This window comes from Prevotella jejuni (assembly GCF_900187995.1).
Classification (GTDB): domain Bacteria; phylum Bacteroidota; class Bacteroidia; order Bacteroidales; family Bacteroidaceae; genus Prevotella; species Prevotella jejuni.
This window is the reverse complement of sequence record NZ_FZNZ01000014.1, coordinates 45,189-61,479: the sequence shown is the minus strand read 5'-3', so window position 1 is coordinate 61,479 and position 16,291 is coordinate 45,189. Positions and strand designations below refer to the sequence as shown.

Annotated in this window: 14 protein-coding genes; 7 read left to right on the top strand and 7 right to left on the bottom strand. The window is 45.0% G+C overall.

Going from position 1 to position 16,291, the window contains the following annotated elements:
- Positions 1 to 12 precede the first annotated feature (12 nt).
- From CHB62_RS06915 to tssR, 6 genes are read left to right on the top strand one after another with little or no spacing between them, the layout of a single operon-like run.
- Complete coding sequence (locus CHB62_RS06915) at positions 13 to 897, top strand: TssN family type VI secretion system protein (RefSeq protein WP_009010487.1); 885 nt, start codon at positions 13 to 15, stop codon at positions 895 to 897.
- On the top strand, positions 884 to 2,035 hold the full coding sequence (locus tag CHB62_RS06910; protein WP_089366245.1) for a hypothetical protein: 1,152 nt from the start codon (positions 884 to 886) through the stop codon (positions 2,033 to 2,035). The genes CHB62_RS06915 and CHB62_RS06910 overlap by 14 nt, the downstream gene beginning before the upstream one ends.
- Positions 2,036 to 2,051: 16 nt before the next feature.
- Positions 2,052 to 2,534 (top strand): type VI secretion system TssO, encoded by a 483-nt coding sequence (tssO, locus tag CHB62_RS06905; protein ID WP_009010489.1) that lies wholly within the window; start codon positions 2,052 to 2,054, stop codon positions 2,532 to 2,534.
- A gap of 16 nt (positions 2,535 to 2,550) precedes the next feature.
- Positions 2,551 to 3,000: a type VI secretion system TssO gene (tssO, locus tag CHB62_RS06900; protein WP_089366244.1), complete on the top strand. Its 450-nt coding sequence runs from the start codon at positions 2,551 to 2,553 to the stop codon at positions 2,998 to 3,000.
- Between the two features lie 8 nt (positions 3,001 to 3,008).
- A complete protein-coding gene (locus CHB62_RS06895; RefSeq protein WP_089366243.1) occupies positions 3,009 to 3,983 on the top strand; it encodes a PKD domain-containing protein in 975 nt (324 codons plus the stop codon).
- Positions 3,980 to 6,262 (top strand): type VI secretion system protein TssR domain-containing protein, encoded by a 2,283-nt coding sequence (gene tssR / locus CHB62_RS06890; protein ID WP_089366242.1) that lies wholly within the window; start codon positions 3,980 to 3,982, stop codon positions 6,260 to 6,262. The genes CHB62_RS06895 and tssR overlap by 4 nt, the downstream gene beginning before the upstream one ends.
- Positions 6,263 to 7,532: 1,270 nt before the next feature.
- Here tssR and CHB62_RS06880 read toward each other — a convergent pair.
- The 4 genes from CHB62_RS06880 to CHB62_RS06865 form a co-directional block, all read right to left on the bottom strand.
- A complete protein-coding gene (locus CHB62_RS06880) occupies positions 7,533 to 8,366 on the bottom strand; it encodes an MBL fold metallo-hydrolase (protein ID WP_240616295.1) in 834 nt (277 codons plus the stop codon).
- 521 nt (positions 8,367 to 8,887) lie between these two features.
- The gene (murB, locus tag CHB62_RS06875) at positions 8,888 to 9,892 is read right to left on the bottom strand and encodes a UDP-N-acetylmuramate dehydrogenase (RefSeq protein ID WP_089366240.1); all 1,005 of its coding nucleotides are present in this window, start codon (positions 9,890 to 9,892) and stop codon (positions 8,888 to 8,890) included.
- A gap of 52 nt (positions 9,893 to 9,944) precedes the next feature.
- A complete protein-coding gene (locus CHB62_RS06870; protein WP_089366239.1) occupies positions 9,945 to 10,517 on the bottom strand; it encodes a sugar O-acetyltransferase in 573 nt (190 codons plus the stop codon).
- Between the two features lie 76 nt (positions 10,518 to 10,593).
- Positions 10,594 to 11,451, bottom strand: a complete 858-nt coding sequence (locus tag CHB62_RS06865; protein ID WP_089366238.1) for a DUF4348 domain-containing protein — start codon at positions 11,449 to 11,451, stop codon at positions 10,594 to 10,596.
- A gap of 141 nt (positions 11,452 to 11,592) precedes the next feature.
- On the opposite strand from CHB62_RS06865, the gene pheS reads away from it, so the two are divergent.
- Positions 11,593 to 12,630, top strand: coding sequence for a phenylalanine--tRNA ligase subunit alpha (gene pheS / locus CHB62_RS06860; protein ID WP_009010497.1), 1,038 nt, complete (start codon positions 11,593 to 11,595; stop codon positions 12,628 to 12,630).
- Between the two features lie 682 nt (positions 12,631 to 13,312).
- Here pheS and CHB62_RS06855 read toward each other — a convergent pair.
- The 3 genes from CHB62_RS06855 to CHB62_RS06845 all read right to left on the bottom strand — a co-directional run bounded on the left by CHB62_RS06855 (position 13,313) and on the right by CHB62_RS06845 (position 16,116).
- A complete protein-coding gene (locus CHB62_RS06855; RefSeq protein ID WP_009010498.1) occupies positions 13,313 to 13,897 on the bottom strand; it encodes a hypothetical protein in 585 nt (194 codons plus the stop codon).
- 4 nt (positions 13,898 to 13,901) lie between these two features.
- The gene (ftsZ, locus tag CHB62_RS06850) at positions 13,902 to 15,209 is read right to left on the bottom strand and encodes a cell division protein FtsZ (protein WP_089366237.1); all 1,308 of its coding nucleotides are present in this window, start codon (positions 15,207 to 15,209) and stop codon (positions 13,902 to 13,904) included.
- 415 nt (positions 15,210 to 15,624) lie between these two features.
- Positions 15,625 to 16,116 carry a 3'-5' exonuclease gene (locus CHB62_RS06845; RefSeq protein WP_089366236.1) on the bottom strand — a complete coding sequence of 164 codons (492 nt, stop codon included), beginning with the start codon at positions 16,114 to 16,116 and terminating at the stop codon, positions 15,625 to 15,627.
- Positions 16,117 to 16,291 lie beyond the last annotated feature (175 nt).

The window sequence follows — 16,291 nt, the reverse complement described above, 5'->3', positions numbered from 1 at the left end:
TTACAACATATAATGAAACCATTAATATTATTCTTTGTAAAGTACTTACTTGCACCGCTCTTGGCTATCATCATGGTATCTGTCATGGGTGCCTTGAAGTCTGTTCGACAGCAGTTGAGCGTGAAGAGGATTATTGTCTTCTCATTGATAACGGCTATCTTCCTTGCTATTCCGTCCCTTCTGGGGTATCTTAGGAATGAGTATGTATGGGGAGGACTATTCTTGACAGTTGTTGCTTACTTAGTTCTTGGGTTCTTCTACTTGTGGGCGCTACGAACGTTTATCAGTAAGAAGAATGACGACATGGCTATGGAAATCCTTGTTATGGTATTGTCAGGGATATTTGGTATGTGGTCATATTACCTTATCTTTGATTGGATTAGCAATGGATTAGAGTACACACCATGGGCTATGACAGCTGTCTGGTGGTTTTCTATACCCTACTTCGTATTTAGAAGCTATCGTTTCTTCCGTAATATCCAACCTCCAATATATGACTTATGGCGCATCAACCATAGTGGCTTTAACCGTAACTACTGGGATACGCTTGATACCTTCAAGGCTACAACGGTGAAGGTAAAGCTTAAGAGGCATATTGGCGACTATGGTTATACTACGCTCTCAGTACGTTTGGCAGAGGGGATTGCCTTAGGCGACTGGTTTGATTGGCTTGTAGAAGACCAGAACCGACGCTTCCCACAGGCACAGATAGACATAGCGATGGATAATTCAGAGAGTGGTTGGATATTCTATACGAACAAGTGGTTCCGCTATCCATTGTTCATTAGGATGCTTGACCCACGGCGAACTGCTTCAGAGAATAGGATTAAGAAGAACCAAGTTATCTATATAAAACGAGTAAAAAGCATAAACGATATACAGCATGAAGAAGATTGATCACTTACCTGTTAACTGGGTTAACGGACAGAAGATTAGTAGTTCTCATTTCTTTGAAACCTACTATAACGTAGTTGAAATGCAGAAACTAAATAGGGAGGACACGCTCACAAGCTATAATTATGGGTTAGGGCAAAGCATGGAGGGAGCTGACCATTCGGTTGTCTTAGACGTACGAGGGGAGACGGCAAAGACCTTAACTGTGCGCTTAATCTCATGTAATGCAGTCACAAGAAACGGCTTCCATATCTCCTACACAAAGGACCTCTATGGTGACTTTATACCAGAGGCTACACTCCAGAATATGGATATTGACCTATCGACTCGACAGGTCGTTTGTGTCATGCTTACGGTGAATCCATATAAAATGTTGCCTGTTGGTGTACCTGACCCAGAGACTACTCCATTGCATCATCCGTATGTTCTGCCAGAGATAACACTGCAGCTTGTAGCGGAGCAGAACCTTAACAAAGCCTTTTTAGAGGGTAATAGCCTTATCGTAAGTAAGATAGTTGTTGACAACGGAACCTTTGCGGTTGATGAAGACTATATCCCTGCTATTCAGCAAACGAACTTCTTTGATAAGGCGTCAGAGTTCTTGACTTATTTTGAGAAGACCCTTGAGGAGACGCATAATAATGCTTTGAAGGTCTATTCAAAGAACATCACCAATCCACACCGTAGTGTCTTGGCTGACAATACCTTTGCTTTATGCGATGTGATTAAGGCCTTTTACGGTCGACATATCTTCGAGTTGAAATATATATTAGGTGAGAAGGCACCTATACACGTCGTACACTTAGCCAATGAGCTTGCCACTCTCTTACTTTCAACACTACGTTCATTACCAGAGAAGGACTTTGAAACACTTTTACAATACTTCGATGAGTGGACCAACATACGTCCTTCTGAATTTATGAACAATGCCAGTAAGGTGGCACATATAAGTTATAACCATGGCGAGATAAGCCAGTCATTCTCATTGATATACGCTTTCCTCAAAGTAATCCACACCCTCTTCCAGAAGTTAAGTGACTTGGAATACGTCGGACTCATCAAGGAGAACATCATTATCAGCGAGGAACACAGTGGTAAAGCGTCTGAGAATGAGAGGAAATCATGGAAGGTTTGGGACTAAGTAGGAGGTACTCACAATGACAGAGAAAAATAAGAAAGAACGCCGACAGGCGATGAGTTCCTTCATCTTCATCTTTAGTTTCACTCTATTACTCTTCGTTCTGTTTGCCATTTGTACGTTAAAGACAGCCGAGAGGGGCATCAGCTTGTTAGACGAGAAGAAGGTTCGCTATGATGACATCTTCCGTAAGCAAGCGGGATACAACTATCGTATGGACGAGATCTTCAAAGATATGAACAATCTCTACACTCAGAAGCGTACGGACAATGAGCAGGCTCAATACCAGATGATTATTGCCCGCAAGTGGCAAGGGATGCAAGACGAGATTCGACAGGCTGATGCTGACACCACCAGCTATGTCCTTTATAACGTACTGTTCAATCAGTTACAGTCGACGCAAGATGTTTCTGCAACCTTCTTCGACGAGAAGCGCGACCTTGACTACATCATGGAGCAGATACAAAGGGCACAAGATATAAAGAAGAATAAGAAAAGATAAATAACAGAAGATTATTATGACAAGAGATGAGAAAATATGGTCAACCATAAAGTTCACGCTGTTACTGTTCTTCTCAGTGACTTTGTTATACATATTAGTCTGTAAGTACGTGATGCCTATACCTGTTTCTGTGACAGGGAACACGGTCCAAGAGATCAATGACGCTGAGGCTGTCTTATCCGATCAACAAAAGATGGGCGAACAGATGAAGGCTCTCAAGACCGATATCGACTCCCTTAACTTTGATATTCAGCAGACGCAACGTATCGGAGAGATAAAGGACAGGATGTCGCAGTTACAGAACAATTACAGACAACACTCCTACAATACGAAGTATCTATATTGTATGCAGGCCTTCAAGACCATTCAAGCCTACTTTGACATCAAGCAGAACCTGTATTGGGCATCGAAGACCAAAGAGGATAGAAAGCGTATTCTGGAAGAGCTAAAGACTCAAATTCAATAAATATAATTATGACTGAAAGACAAAAAATCATTTTGGCAATCGTCTCGGGCTTGGCTATTGTGGGGCTTGTGATTGCTTTGCTGCTTCCTTCAAGGACGGTAGACAAGAATCTGGATTTCTATATCCAAGATCAGAATGTGAACAATCAGTTGGAAGTAAATGAGCCACTGAAATTCATTGTTAACGACTCGTCTGCCGTTGTGGATAAGCGAGTTCTATGGAAGATGGGTAATGGGGATAGTATTGTTGGTAATCCTAATATCAGCTATACCTATCATCAAGCGGGCCGATACCTCATCACCTTGCAGGTTGATGGTAAGGTTGTTAAGGAGAAGACGATTGATGTTGTTAAGCTCACAAAGGACACCGTGGCCGTTGACTCTGTCCCTAAGATTGTCGGACCAAAGCAGGGTTTCGTAGGCGAAAGTCTTGTCTTCTCTGCTGATGGCGATGGTATGACAAGTTGGTTATGGGAATTTGGCGAGAGCGGAACGATTGACGCCTTCGAACGTCAGGTCGTTTATAAGTATGATAAACCAGGTAAATACCTCGTGAAGCTTAAGACTAACACCACACTCTACCCTGTTTCTCAGGTTGTTACCATCCTTGATAAGGTAGACGCAGTGCCTGCTGACATGGGAGAAGAGGAACAGGCTGAACCGCAAGAACCTATTGACACGTTGGCATTGGTGCAGAACGACATTAAACGCCGCCTACAGGCAATAGCCAATGCAGGCGCAAGAGACCAAGAGGCAGTGCGCTCTAACATGGGTTATATCAATGATACCTACCTCAGAGGCAATGGTGGAAGGGTGATTGTACAGGTGAATGGCGAACGCTATAACCTATTCCCTGACTACTGTCAAGGCCTTCATTATCTGGAAAGCAACCGTTATAGTCGTGTCAGCATAGATGATGTTAAGGTGGATGACTTCCATCGTATTACTAAAATAGAAGTAACTCAAAGAAATATAGGAAAATGAAGAAAGGATTTATAAAGACGTTATATGGGTTGTCTGGACTTGTCTTCTGCCTTGCTTTACCGCAATGTCTCACTGCTCAAGTGGCTCGGTATGACAAGACGAAGACCGTTGGTCATACCAGTTTCAATTACCCAGTGGGTGGAGCAGGGGCTCAACAGGTTCGTGATAATAACGATATTCATATCGTATTCTCCGACAGAAGCCATAATAAAGCATACGCTGAACCCTACGCACAGCGTGTGTTAAGCGAGCAGAAGATGGGCTCTCCTTTCTATGTCATCGGTGAGAAGAATGGTTATTATAAGGTGGTTGCAGCCAACCAAGAGCTACTTGGACAGCCTAAGGGACTCTTCGCACCCCTTTACAGTGGCCGTACTCACTTTAAGGATGCTAAGAAGTCGCCTTTCGTAGGCTGGATTGACAAGAATGCTGTCTTGGAGTTCAATCATTCTTTTGTGTCTAAAGACAACAACTTCCCGCTTCGCTATCGTGTTGGTGCTACAAGGGCTGCACGCTTGTCCGACCTTAAGACGTTCTTCACAAAGGACTCGCTCAATCTCTATAACGACCCCTTCTTCCTTGAGAAGACCAAAGGAAAGTTGGTAGATGGGCAAATCGTCTATGCTTATAAGTATGATGTCAGCCGACAGGCCGTACTTGTTGCGGACCGTCCAGCACTGTCTGATTCCTTGCGAACAGTCTTGGGATGGGTTCCATCCGACCTCATTGCGATGGTAGGACAGAACCGTGTTTTCTTGCTCGACTCGCCTTATCCTGTCTTTGGCAACTATCAGCTTGGGTCTAACCTGCTCTTCACTTCTGACGGCAACTATCTGGGCAACTATGAAGACCCACGTGTTGCTATCAATATGCCACTCGCTCTTTGGGACAGAAAGAAGTCGATGATGGTTAATGCTAAGGGTGAGGACGTGTCGGTTGCCGACCTCGATCAGCTGATTGAGAACAGTAAGAAGATGAATATCCATCTGATATTCTATAGTCAAGACCGCATGCAGGTGCGCAACTTGCTCAATGCCTTACAGGGCTTGGAGGGCAAGTTTGGCAAGGCCAGTCAGGTCAGATTTTCTGCTACAGCCGTGTCTGATAAGGGCAACAAGCACCTTGCGTTGACATCCGACTTTGGTAGTTGGATTGACTTCTTGGCTAATGCAACTGCACCCAACACGCTCCCTGTTTCTGGTGGGGCTGGCTTTCATGCTGCCATGAACAAGATATTCTCTGAGACTCCTTATACTAAGTTCGAGAACAATGTGTTTATCATCTTGGGTACAGATGAGTTCCCTACGTTTACTTCTGAGATTAACGCAGAGATGTACACACGTTCTGCTACCTTGTTCTTAGCGCAGATGCTTGGTCGACTGACGCCTTCTTACCAGAGCTTCGTACTACAGTCAAAGACCTTGTTAGACAATAACACCTCTGAGTATATGAGTTATGCGAAGGACTATCTATGTGCCTCTGACTGGTCGAAGGGTGGCTTGTTTACCGATATCAGTACTGAGAGCGAGAATGCTTTCGTATTGGATGCACCGAAGAACGGCATTGTGACGGGTGGTTTCGTCTATCCTCGTCTTGATACAGAACTGACGAACACTGGCTTTGCAAGGGTTCTCGACTCTCTCTTCGTACGAATTGATGAGCGCAACCAGAAACTGGTAGCGGTCTCTACCGACGCTGAGAACCAATACGGTGCACTGCGTGCTATCCCAACACAAGAGATGGTTAACACCACTAAAGATGCTGGTGTTCCTGTTGAGAGCATAGAGAAGAACAACATCAACGACCTCTATTTCAAGGAGATGTTAATCTCTCCTATGGAGTTGTCAACCTACGATGAGGGTTATCTCTTTGATGCTGTTGAGTTGAAAAACCTCCTTGAAGGCTATCGTGCCCTCATGCCTTATTTCCATGCCGACTCTCTTTCTAATCAGCAACTGTTTGAGTTGAGAAGGAACTTTAAGCTGCAGAGCGACTTAGTCAACCGTCTTTCTTACCGCACAGTACTGAAGAATAAGTCGTCTATCTCGTCTGTCTTCTATCATCGATTGAGTGTCCCAAGCTCTGACGTATTGAATAATATCGTACGAGTAAAGGACATCACACGTAAGAAATGTGATGAGAGTAAATGGGAGGCAGCCTATAAGGAGATGCTTGACAGGCTCGTCGACCTTGAGAGTCGCTTCAAGTCTGGCCGCTTAAGGACCGTCCTTGTGGCTGGTAAGACTTATTACTTTGTGCCGATTAAGGAGGTTCCTTAGTCGGATAGGGTAGGGAGTGAGGCCACTGAAGGGTGTTGGATGGTGGGTGTTAGGTGTTGATGATTAGCCACATGGGTATCTCGGTGATTACTCCCCTTCCCTTCGGGGGAGGGGAAGGGGGAGGGGCCAACTGGTAGTTAGTCTGTGAGGTTACCCCTACTGGGCAGCTTACATGGGGTGTGGAGAGTTTTTTCTCTCACGCTGGTGAGTTTTTTCTCTCACAGAGCGCACAGAGTTCACGGAGCTTTTTGGCGCACAGTTTCGATCCCACAGAAGGCCTCCGGCATACAGAATTCACAGAACGTTATAGCTAAAGGTGGCTGTAACGTTCTGTGATATCGGTTGACTTGATGTCTCTGTGAAACTTTGTGTGTTCTGTTCATCTGTGTGTTCTGTGAGAAAAAGAAAAGACTTGAAACTCAGTGGGGAGTTTTATCTCTCACAGAACTCACAGATCTAACAGAACCTTTTTGCGCACAGTTTCGAGCCCACAGAAGGCCTCTGGCATACAGAATTCACAGAACGTTATAGCTAAAGGTGGCTGTAACGTTCTGTGATATCGGTTGACTTGATGTCTCTGTGGGCCTTTGTGTGTTCTGTTCATCTGTGTTCTCTGTGAGAAAAAGAACATTTTTGAGACTCGCAGGGGAGTTTTATCTCTCACAGAGCACACTGAGTTCACGGAGTTTCTTGGTACACATTTCGACCCCACATGGAGGTGGCAAGCGCTGAAAAAAATCATTATATCGGTGCAATCCAAATATCCTCTAAAAAAGAGTATAGCGTTGGCTCTGACGGAGTAGGTAATCAACAAGAAATCAATGTGTTACGAATAGCGTTGAAGAAGACGCCCTTCTTGCTTCAAGAAGGGCGTCTTCTGCATGCAAGAAGGGCATGCTCTCGAACGAAGAAGGGCATGTTTTCGAACGGAGAAGGGCGTGTTCTCGAACATAGAAGAGCGAAAAAAAATGACAAGGGGAGAGGTGGGTAGAGGGGACCTCCCCCAGCCCCTCCGAAGGAGGGGAGCCCCAAGCTGCTAAGAGAAAACCAATGACGTTTGTTGTTGTGGGTGTTTATTTGATATACTAACAAATAGGTTTTGATACTCAATAATAAACACCTAATACGCCAAAAGGCATATCTTCAATACCTAATACTTAACAACTAACACCCAGCAAAGCACACCATCAACACTTAACATTAAACACCTAACACCCTAACACTCATCACTTAACACCCAACAAAGCATATCATCAACACCTAACACCCATCACCCAACACCCACTTTAAGCCCATCGTATGCGAAGAAGACATTCTTAGGGAGTTTCTTCTGCGCCTCTTCATGTAGACCGATACGGTGGGTGAGGTGGGTTAGGTAGGTGCGCTTGGCCCCAATCTTCCAACTAAAAGCGATGGCATCAGCGATGAGTTGGTGCGAGTGGTGCGTGTGCTCCCATCGTAATGCGTTCACGACAAGTGTCTCCACACCCTCGAGATAGGGCAACTCAGCATCGTCTATCGTCTTCATATCCGTGATGTAAGCCAGCTTACCGAAGCGGTAACCGAGGATGGGGAGCTTACCATGCATTACAGTAATCGGTGTTACCTCGATGTCACCAATGACAAACTTCGCATGAGGTTGGATACTATGAAGGTTCAGTTTAGGTACTCCTGGATATAAATGGTCGGTGAAACAGTAGGGAAAGTTGTGTCGTAAGCCCTCACAAGTAGTTGCGTTAGCATAGACGTCGATGTCGCCTAACGCACAGAAAGGGCGCACATCGTCGATGCCCCCTACGTGGTCATAGTGGATGTGGGTGATTAATAAACCATCAATCTTGCGGAATGTCTGAGCCAACATCTGCTGGCGAAAGTCGGGCCCACTGTCTATGACAATGCGAGTAGTGGCCGTCTCTAATAAAGCGGAGGTACGTAAGCGGTTGTCGCGTGGGTCCTTACTCCTGCAGACAGCACAGTTGCAGCCTAATACAGGTACTCCGTTGGATGTACCAGTACCAAGGAAGGTGAGGACCTCCCCCAACCCCTCCGAAGGAGGGGAGAGCCTAACGGAATGTTCGCTGCGTATGTCTTCTTCTCGTTTCATTGTCTGCCTCTTGTTAGATGATTATATGTCTTAATTACTCAAACGACTACACTCCTTTTGTACAAAGGGTATCTCTTCTCTAAAAAACGCTTGTTCCCCTTATTTCAAAGGATATACTTTCTGTTAGAACGTGTCTGTTCGCCTTATTTCAAAGGGTATATCAGTAAGTTGGTGATAGGTGTTATTCGTTGGTTTATATATCCTTATTGTTTCAAGGGATAGGTCTTATCATTTATTTAAGGGACGGTTTTTATTCGTTTAAGGTGAGAGTTTAATATGAACGGTATTAGTAATCACCTCCCATCTCAATATTATTCAACAATATAGAACTTGCCCCTTGTTAGCTCCCGTTAGGCTCTCCCCTCCTTCGGAGGTGCTGGCTTTTATTTGTTTAAGGGACGTTTTAAGACAAGACATATTAGTAGTCACGTCCCATCTCAATATTATTCAACAATATAGAACTTGTCCCTTGTTAGCCCCCGTTAGGCTCTCCCCTCCTTCGGAGGGGCCGGGGGAGGTCCTCACCTCACATTCACCTCTGGCAGAATCTCAACTCCAAACTTCTCCTTCACATCATGTTGTATGGTCTGGCAGAGGCGCACCACGTCGGCACCAGAAGCCCCACCAAGGTTGACCAATACCAATGCTTGCTTCGCATAGACGCCTGCAGGGCCTAAAGCCTTACCCTTCCAGCCACATTGTTCAATCATCCATCCGGCCGGTATCTTCTCATGTTCAGCATCGATAGTATAGTGGGGCATACGCTCATACAACGCTGCCAACTCCTCATACTTAGCCTTAGGAACGATAGGATTCATAAAGAAGCTGCCCGCATTACCTATCTCTTTCGGGTCGGGAAGTTTAGCATTACGAATGTCAGTAATCGTCTGACGAAGTTCTATGGCAGTAGGGTTCTCGATGCCTCTCTCAGCCAATGCCGCACGGATATTACCATAGTCGAGCTTAGGATGATAGGTCTTTGAGAGTCGATAAGTGACGGATGTGATAAGATACTTATCACGCCATTCATGCTTGAACTTACTCTGTCGGTAGCTATAAGCACAATCAGCATTCTTGAAATGGTGCACCTCACCAGTGGAGATCTCCACCGCCTCGACCTCATCTATCAAGTCTTTGGCTTCAGCACCGTATGCTCCGATATTCTGAACAGCACTGGCACCGCACTCACCAGGGATTATAGAGAGGTTTTCTGCACCATAGAGCTGATGAAGAACACAGTAGTCTACAAAGTCATCCCATACGTAAGCTGAGCCACAACGTACTCGCTCGTCATCGAGACGCTCGATAAAGGAGATGCCAGAATGGACTACGGTACCCTTGTAATCACCTGTGAGTAGGAGGTTGCTACCGCCTCCGAGAATCAATAGGGGATAGTCGTCTTCTGTCAAGGAACGCACAAGCTCCTGTGCTTCCTCTACTGATTCGTATTCAACAAAACGCTGACATTTAGCGTCAATACCGAAGGTGTTATGCTTTAGCAGACTATAGTTATGCTCTATTCTCATGTTAACTGATATCGTTTTTGCGTTTCTCTTTGTTCTTATATATAGAAAGGTGTTATCCTTCCTGATATCTTATTACTCTTGCAGGATTGCCCACAGCAACGGCGTTGGCGGGTATGTCTTTCGTTACCACAGCCCCTGCACCAATCACAGCATTACGTCCAATCGTCACACCAGGCAGGATAACCGCTCCTCCTCCTATCCATACGCCATCTTCTATCCTAACGGCTTTAGCGTAGACTGTCCACCCTCCGCCCGGAAGCATGCGTTCCTTGGCATTGACAGGATGGGTAGCTGTATAGATCTTCACGTCTGAGCCGATAAGAACATGGCTACCGATGTCAATACGACTATTGTCTATAAAGGTGCAATTCATGTTGACAAACACCCAGTCGGCCATGTGTATGTTAACACCATACTCACAATGAAAGTCTACATCAATATGTATTCTTTCGCCAACAGAGCCAAACAGCTGTTCGATAATCCTACGTTTCCCTTCGGCGTCAGCATAGTCACAATCGTTCAACTGGCGCAATAGGCGTTTAGTACGTATCGTTATCTGTTGTATCTCTGGGTCGATAGCATTGAACAACTCGCCATCTATGGCTTTTTGGAGTTCGCTTTTCATCTGCAATGGGGCTTAAACAACCGAGTAACAGGATTAAAGAAAGACCCACAACCAGGGTGGTTGGGGGTCTTACTTATTAATATGCTATAATCTTCTCTAACCTCCAACTCTTGCCATGAGCCTTAAAGACAAGTTGCGTCTCTGCCCCATTTGACAATCCACGGAAGGTCACTATCTTATGGTCAGTCTCTGTGTATTTCTGTCCATAGAGGATGTTGTAAATCATGTCATGTGGTATCTCTGGTAGGAATGATGCCCATTCTTCTGCAGGGATAGTGGTGTTCACGGTTGCAGTCTCCTCTCCGTTAGGGTCAGGACCAGTGTAAGCTAAGGTGCTCTTCACGTAGCCCTTGCCTCCAGAAGTAAAGAAACGATGGAGGAAATCGAGGAAGTCTGCATTGTAGCTATCCTTGAACGAGATGGTACGAATCTGATTTAACTTCCAGCTTCCATCCTGGTGATCGAACCAATACTGCTCTATCGTGCCCTTTTGTAAGCGTATCTTCTCAACGATGACACTGTCTAAGTCGGTTGACTTAGGGTATTTCATTTGTGCTTCATTATCGAAGATAAGCGTGTAATAACCCTGTTTACGGAAGAAGTAATCCATTTTCCATGCATCACGAGTTAGTTTTGTTGTCTTTGTACCATTAACGACTGGCAGTGGAAACTTAACTCTGTTGCGTTGTAGTTTCTTGTTGGCAATAAAGTTAAAGAAGAAGTCGTCGAATAGTTGGTCAGCTGCTTTAGGCATAGGAGTAGCAGCTATTACCTCCGTGGCAGAGTCGACGCTGTCTACAGTGTCAGCCTCATCGGCCTCTGTAGAGTCAGTGTTTATACTGTCATCGGCATCAACCTTCTTGCTTGTACAGCCCGTAGTAACAGCTACCATAGCCACACAAACACACATAATAAGTAAAAACGCTTTTTTCATACAGTCTTTTTATTCATCTCAAACTTGCTGCAAAAGTACGATATTTATTTCTAATAAGATAGGAAATAAGCAAATTTATATTAGGCGAATTTCTCCGTTACGATTATAAATTGTACCTTTGCAGGAAAATAAACAAGAACTATGTTATTAGACAAGATAGAAGAACTTCTCAAAGAAGTGAGTGCACTCACAGCAAAGAGTGCTGATGACGTAGAGCAGCTCCGTCTGAAATACCTCAGTAAGAAGGGCGAAATCAATGCGTTGATGGGCGAGTTTCGTAATGTGGCAGCCGACCAGAAGAAGGTTGTCGGTATGAAGATTAATGAATTGAAGCAAAGTGCTCAGAACAAGATCAACGAACTCAAGGATCAGTTGGAGACCAGTGAAGCACAGAGCGATGATATCGACTTGACACGTACGGCTTATCCTATCGGACTCGGTACACGCCATCCATTGACGTTGGTAAAGAACGAGATTATTGATATCTTTGCCCGTATGGGATTTACCCTATACCAAGGTCCGGAGATAGACGACGATGAGCACGTCTTTACTATGCTTAACTTCGCTGCTGACCATCCGGCTCGTGATATGCAGGACACTTTCTTCATTGAGCGTAGCAACACGATGGACGTTACGAAGAATGTGCTTCTTCGTAGTCACACATCGAACGATGAGGCTCATTATATGTCTACTCACGAACCTCCAATACGTGTGCTTTGCCCTGGACGTGTCTATCGTAACGAGGCTATCTCGGCTCGTGCGCACTGCTTCTTCCATCAGGTTGAGGGTTTATATGTCGATAAGAACGTTAGTTTCACCGACCTTAAGCAGGTGCTCCTGACCTTTGCTCGTGAGATGTTCGGTGCAGATACGAAGATACGTCTGCGTCCAAGCTACTTCCCATTCACTGAGCCAAGTGCAGAGATGGACATCAGCTGTAATATTTGTGGCGGTGAGGGCTGTGGCTTCTGTAAGCATACTGGCTGGGTAGAGATACTCGGTTGTGGTATGGTCGACCCTCATGACCTTGAGGCTTGTGGCATTGATTCAAGCGTATATACGGGCTATGCCTTCGGTATGGGTGTTGAACGTATTGCTAACCTCAAGTACCGTGTAAGCGACCTCCGCCTCTTCTCAGAGAATGATACCCGCTTCCTCCGTGAGTTCGAAGGAGCTTAGTGATGGGTGATGGGTGTTGAATGTTAGGTGTTGAATGTCAGTTAGGTGTTGAGTGATGGGTGATGGGTGTTGATGAATAGCCTATACTCTACTCAAGGACACCTCTGCTATACACGATATCTACTATATATTCTAATCAAGGATACCTCTGCTATATATTACATCTACGCAAGTCTTCGTTGAGATTGAGCATAGTTAATCTGCGTATGAGGGTCAGTCAGTTGATCATTTAGCACCTAATAAAATAAGTGTGAAGGCTTAGCACTATATGTCCGAAGCCCTCGGACAACGTGTCCGGGGCCTTCGGACAGTTTGTCCGGAGCGTCCGGACAATGTTTGTAAAGCCTTTGGACTGTTAGTTCGGACGCTTTGAATAATATGTTCAAAGCCTCCAGATAATAATTGTGTACGCTTTAGATAATAATTGTGTATGCTTTTGAAGATAAGTGTTAACCCTTTGGTTAACAGTTGTGTACCTTTCAAACGTTTGTAGAAAAAGGTTACAAAATCTCTTGTTGTTGCTATATTATATAAGGTATAAGGCTGTCTAACCTTTCAGAAAGGACTTGTCAACGTCAGTCTCAATACTTACTCGTTAACTATTCATCATCACCTAACACTCAACACCCATCACCCCTCGTTAACTATTCATCATCACCCAACACTCAACACCCACCACCCATCACTCCCAAACCACCAACTCTCGTGGTAGAGTAATAATCTTCAAGCGTTGATACCAGATGCGGGTAGAGTTAGAGAGCTGCCGTTTACGATGGCTACTGACGATATAGTAGCTTGCAAGATACTCGTCCATCACATCACAAAAGGCCTTTTTGATGCGCGAGCACTTCTCGTTGATGGCATTATCAAGTGGATTGATAAGATGGTCGATACTCTCTTCAATCTTCTCATTGTCAGACAGTCGGGCTGTTTTACAGTACAGTTCTAATAGCTCTTGTCGGTGTTCTGATAGCCGTTTCAGCTCTATTCCCTCTGGATGATGTAGGAAGAAGAGATACACAGCCTTATGTACTGGGGTCAACTCAACCTCTTTCTCCATCTCAGGTAACAGGAAACGATAGTCGGAAGTGATGACAAGAGGAGACAGCCGACTCTTTGCTAATTCTATGCGCAGCTCCTCGATGACCGCTGAGCCACCTAAGCTTTTCAAGAGAAGGTCGTAACGACCCAAGCCAATCAGCCGTTGACTTGCATGCTGCACAATGTCGGCTAACTGTTCGGGGGTTTGCATGATTGGGTCAGACATAAGCCTACTCCTCCCCTCCTTCAAGCATTTCAGATGTCAGCTGACGCATACGAGCCTTCAACCTGTCTAAGAATGACAGTCGACCAGACGGTTCCTGCGCTGCTGGTTCAGGCTCTGGACTGACCACCTTTACCGCAGGTTCAGGTACTATCGTTGGTTCTACGATAAATTCAGGTTCGGCCTCTTTTGGCTCAATGGGTTCCTCCTTTATCGTAGGAGAAACTGTTGTCTCTTCAGCAACAGCAGGTTTACGCCTCACAGGTTTGTACAGTTTGTTGATAATCTCATCATAGTGTTCGCTCATCTCTTCGGTCTGCTCGTCCGCTTCATGTACGTTACTCTTATCAAGACCAGTAGCGAGAATCGTCACCTTAGCGTCCTCACCCAAGCTGTCATCGGTACTTGTGCCCCAAATAACGTCTATATTCACATCGAGAGTGTCCATGAAAGCGTCTATCTCGTTCATCTCCTCGACAAGTAAAGGCTTATCGTTACTGGTGTAGATATTGAATAGTATGCGCTTAGCCTGACTGATGTCACTGCCATAGAGGAGGGGAGAGTCGAGTGCACTCACAATGGCATTCTCCACACGATGTTCCCCTTTTGCACGCCCCATAGCCATGATAGCACTGCCACCACTGCGTAAGGTGTTCTCAACATCACGAAAGTCAAGGTTGATGTCACCCTCCACTGTGATCAGTTCTGAGATACTTTTCGTAGCATTCAGTAGGATGTTATCGGCACGCTTAAAGGCCTCTTTGATAGGAAGAGGTGAGTCGCTATACACATCGCAAAGCCGTTCATTATTGATAATCAGCAAGGCGTCCACATTCTTACGCATCTGTTCGACCCCTTTGATAGCCTTGATAATCTTGCGTTTCTTCTCGAAGTAGAATGGAATAGTTACTATACCGATAGTAAGAATACCCATCGATTTAGCCACACCAGCCACGACAGGGCCCGCACCCGTCCCTGTTCCGCCACCCATACCGGCTGTCACAAAGACCATCTTCGTGCCGTCGCTCAATAGTCGTTTTATATCTTCAATATTCTGTTCAGCCTCCGACTTACCCTTTTCAGGTACTCCTCCTGCCCCCAGTCCTGTACCCAACAGAATCTTGACAGGTACGTTAGAGTGTACAAGCGACTGACTATCAGTGTTGCAGATAGCAAAGGAGACGCTGCTAATACCTTCGTTATACATGTTCTTAACAGCGTTACAACCACCACCACCAACGCCAATCACTTTGATAAGACGCTGTGTCTTGTCCTCTGGAATATCGAAATCAATAGGGATATACTCTTCTGTCATCGTTATTTATGTTGCACTTGATTATGTTTACAAAGGTATGAATTAAATAAAAAAGAGCCAAATTTCTGCAAGGCTTGCAGGTTCTCATTTATATTACTGACATCTATCAAAACCACTTGAAAGACTGATAGATAGCGTTCGCTATGCCCTTGTATGCAAAAGAGATGGGATGAGAATTATGGTCAATAGTATCATTAAGACAGCCTATTGGCTCAGTTAGAATCCTATATGAGGCTTGGGCGGATTATTACAGTCATCTTTTATATAGAAAGACAACGAAATCCAACCCTTGTGAAAAAGCTTATCAAAATTACCACCAATACCTCTCATGCAGCATATCATCATCACCTAACACTCAACACCCACTACCTCTCATCATCTATTCATCATCACCTAACACTCAACACCTACCACCCTACAATATCTCTCGTGCTATCCACGCACAAGCCTCAGCGTCGGCAAGGGCGTGATGATGGTGGATTAGCTCAAAGCCACAGGCTGAAGAGACCGTATGCAACTGATGGTTGGGGAGGTGAGGGAAATGATGTCGGGCTGCTTTCAGCGTGTCGAAGAACTCATAATCAGGGTAATCCATCTGGTAGGTATGGAACGATGCCATCAGACAAGACCTGTCGAAAGATGCGTTATGGGCCACAAGTGGCAAGCCTTCTATCATCGGTTCGATCTGTTCCCACACCTCACTGAATACCGGTGCACCGTCAGTATCGGCACAGGTGAGCCCATGCACCTGCGTACATCGCCATTGATAGTAATTTGGTTCAGGCTGTATAAGCGAATAGAAAGAGTCAACAAACTCTCCATCCCTTACTATCACTACTCCTACCGAGCATACACTACATCGCTCAAAGTTAGCTGTTTCAAAGTCAATTGACGCAAAGTCCTGCATAGTTTACTGTTAATTATATTTGTCGTCTATTGTATCTTAAATCTGTAGATGACGCTTTATGTTATGTAACATAAAGTATCTACGCACAAAGATACAACTTTCTTTTCATTCTTTTAGGCTGATAACGAGTTATTTCCAATCTTTTTCTTACTTTTGCAGGAGGAGCATCTACTGC

What these genes read in the sequence shown, in the direction of transcription:
- CHB62_RS06915 (WP_009010487.1), top strand. Translation starts at nt 13, where the DNA reads ATGAAACCATTAATATTATTCTTTGTAAAGTACTTACTTGCACCGCTC.
- CHB62_RS06910 (WP_089366245.1), top strand. Translation starts at nt 884, where the DNA reads ATGAAGAAGATTGATCACTTACCTGTTAACTGGGTTAACGGACAGAAG.
- tssO (WP_009010489.1), top strand. Translation starts at nt 2,052, where the DNA reads ATGACAGAGAAAAATAAGAAAGAACGCCGACAGGCGATGAGTTCCTTC.
- tssO (WP_089366244.1), top strand. Translation starts at nt 2,551, where the DNA reads ATGACAAGAGATGAGAAAATATGGTCAACCATAAAGTTCACGCTGTTA.
- CHB62_RS06895 (WP_089366243.1), top strand. Translation starts at nt 3,009, where the DNA reads ATGACTGAAAGACAAAAAATCATTTTGGCAATCGTCTCGGGCTTGGCT.
- tssR (WP_089366242.1), top strand. Translation starts at nt 3,980, where the DNA reads ATGAAGAAAGGATTTATAAAGACGTTATATGGGTTGTCTGGACTTGTC.
- CHB62_RS06880 (WP_240616295.1), bottom strand. Translation starts at nt 8,366, where the DNA reads ATGAAACGAGAAGAAGACATACGCAGCGAACATTCCGTTAGGCTCTCC.
- murB (WP_089366240.1), bottom strand. Translation starts at nt 9,892, where the DNA reads ATGAGAATAGAGCATAACTATAGTCTGCTAAAGCATAACACCTTCGGT.
- CHB62_RS06870 (WP_089366239.1), bottom strand. Translation starts at nt 10,517, where the DNA reads ATGAAAAGCGAACTCCAAAAAGCCATAGATGGCGAGTTGTTCAATGCT.
- CHB62_RS06865 (WP_089366238.1), bottom strand. Translation starts at nt 11,451, where the DNA reads ATGAAAAAAGCGTTTTTACTTATTATGTGTGTTTGTGTGGCTATGGTA.
- pheS (WP_009010497.1), top strand. Translation starts at nt 11,593, where the DNA reads ATGTTATTAGACAAGATAGAAGAACTTCTCAAAGAAGTGAGTGCACTC.
- CHB62_RS06855 (WP_009010498.1), bottom strand. Translation starts at nt 13,897, where the DNA reads ATGTCTGACCCAATCATGCAAACCCCCGAACAGTTAGCCGACATTGTG.
- ftsZ (WP_089366237.1), bottom strand. Translation starts at nt 15,209, where the DNA reads ATGACAGAAGAGTATATCCCTATTGATTTCGATATTCCAGAGGACAAG.
- CHB62_RS06845 (WP_089366236.1), bottom strand. Translation starts at nt 16,116, where the DNA reads ATGCAGGACTTTGCGTCAATTGACTTTGAAACAGCTAACTTTGAGCGA.